The sequence below is a fragment of the Zooshikella harenae genome (assembly GCF_018837975.1).
In the GTDB taxonomy this organism is placed as follows: Bacteria; Pseudomonadota; Gammaproteobacteria; order Pseudomonadales; family Zooshikellaceae; genus Zooshikella; species Zooshikella harenae.
The window spans coordinates 1-2,021 of the sequence record NZ_JAGSOY010000208.1 but is presented as its reverse complement, the minus strand read 5'-3'; the positions used below and the strand labels follow the sequence as shown (position 1 = coordinate 2,021).

At 37.7% G+C, this 2,021-nt stretch carries 2 protein-coding genes and 1 pseudogene; all 3 read right to left on the bottom strand.

Annotated elements, in window-relative coordinates:
- Positions 1 to 186, bottom strand: a pseudogene (locus tag KCG35_RS24905) (transposase); the annotation flags it as partial.
- 460 nt (positions 187 to 646) lie between these two features.
- Positions 647 to 1,306 carry a hypothetical protein gene (locus KCG35_RS24900; protein WP_215822551.1) on the bottom strand — a complete coding sequence of 220 codons (660 nt, stop codon included), beginning with the start codon at positions 1,304 to 1,306 and terminating at the stop codon, positions 647 to 649.
- Positions 1,303 to 2,021: hypothetical protein (locus tag KCG35_RS24895; protein ID WP_215822550.1), on the bottom strand; the 719-nt coding region annotated here is incomplete at its 5' end. The genes KCG35_RS24900 and KCG35_RS24895, both read right to left, overlap by 4 nt.

Here is a 2,021-nt window from a genome sequence, read left to right as displayed (position 1 = left end):
TTCTTCAATCGCAAACACTTTAACTAGCTCAGTCAGCCTTTCCACCATCCACGCTTTGCGGTGATCAAAATTTTGACCTATCACCCGATCATCACCACACAAAAAAGCACGGCGGACACAGCGACAAATACAGTGATAATACGGCGTATCCTGCACACTCACTAACTCACTTCGTGGCCGTGTCATCCTTAAACCTCTTACCCACAACTGATCAAATATTGAGCACCATCATAACCACACACTGCCGGCTGTTTTTTGATCAAAATCAAAAAGCGAGTGTCCTCTTTCTATTCTAAGGTCAGGTTACCGACCTTGTCATAAGCAAAGCGGGTTTGCGCCCGGTCACCGGCACTATCGGGGGGTAAGGTTTCTAGAATCCGCCGATTCACTGCATCATAAGCATAGCGCCAGCCATTACCCAAGTGGCGGGGTTGTACCGGTGGTTGCTGGCAGCGTCGGAGGGGGGAGACTACTACTCAGGCAGCTTTTTGATCTAAATCAAAAAGCGAGTGTCCTCTTTCTTATTAGCCAATACGATTACGGGTGGTGAGGCTGATTTAGGCTAGTTGCTGTAAGCTCAAGGCCAGCTGCATCAGACTGTTTTTTGACCAACATCAAAAAGCGAGTGTCCTCTTTCCCCCTTTATTTACCCGCCGCTTTTTACTAAAAGGTAAAGCTGGTATGGATATGTCAAAATATCTATGACGATAGCTAATGGGAAATATAGTACTCTTGACTTATCACCTTTTACTATTTTTCCTTCAAAGTCAACCAAAAATCCTAACCTATTATTAATGCTTTCTCTGAATACGACTATAATATCTTTACTCTTTTTTACTCTACTCATATCGGGTTCAGTTACAGTTACCTCATAAACTGTTACCTTATTGTCTGCTGAGAGAGTATTTGCATCTTTGAGAGCATTACTATTCAAGCCATAAGTTAACGAAACTAAAATAACTTTTATTTCATTTCCCTTCTTATTACATTCACTTAATATTCCATTCCTTTCAACCTTAATATATCCATTACTACCACCTTCTTTATTAGCAGAAAAAACAAAGTCTCTCATAAATACATTTATGCTAAAAATCTGATTATTATAATCACTCACACAAATAGTTAGTTTATCTTTTTCCAAGCCAGCATAGACCACTTTTTTTATTTTCTCCCGGACAATTTTATCATTAAACTCTTCCAAATTAGCATAAAAATAATACCCCATCATTATTGAATATTGAAACCCTGCTAACACATAACACACGCAAAAAACTTTAACCAGAGAAATCACACCAATCAACTTCATTTGTCTTCTATTCCAAGCTTTATTACTTCAGAAGCAACTTTTTCTACTGCAGGATCAAGTTTTTCAAATATTTGCTTAGCATCTTTCCTCTTCTTCCAGTAATCTAGAATAAAATTATCTTCTGTAGGCTGGGTTTGTAACAAGTCTATTATATCACTGACTTCCCCTCCTTTACCTTTACTAAAAAAACCATGAAGTGGAAAACTATTCTCCTCAGGTTTTAATATTTGTTTTTTCACTTCATCAGTAGTAATTCCTTTTCTTTTTGCATATTCATCAATTGCTTTCATTCTTAAATTTTTAATTGTATTCTCATTCGTTAACTCATCATCAACTGTTCCAACTATTGGATAACGAATATCTTGAAAGCTACCATTATATGTATACTCTCTTATTATGTTAGCTTTAGGCACTTTTGCACTTTCTACAAAAGACCATAAATCACTTTGTAAACCACCAAGTTCTTCGGCGGTAATATCTACGCCTCTCTTCTTAGCTAATATAGTTGCCAAGCTTTCAACATAACCTTCATACTTTTCTCTTCTTAAATGTATAGTGTCTGGGTCAGTACCGTGCTTGGCATGCCCAAGCCCCTGCTCATAAGTAAATTTCTCATCTCCCATTTGTCGATGAGAAAAGCTATCTCCTAAAGGGTGTATTGCTACTCCAATCGTAGCAAAATCATCGCTATCTGCTTGGTCAATCACACTAATAG

Bases quoted from the DNA above. Each gene is read 5' to 3' on its own strand.
- KCG35_RS24900 (WP_215822551.1), bottom strand. From the start codon at position 1,306: ATGAAGTTGATTGGTGTGATTTCTCTGGTTAAAGTTTTTTGCGTGTGT.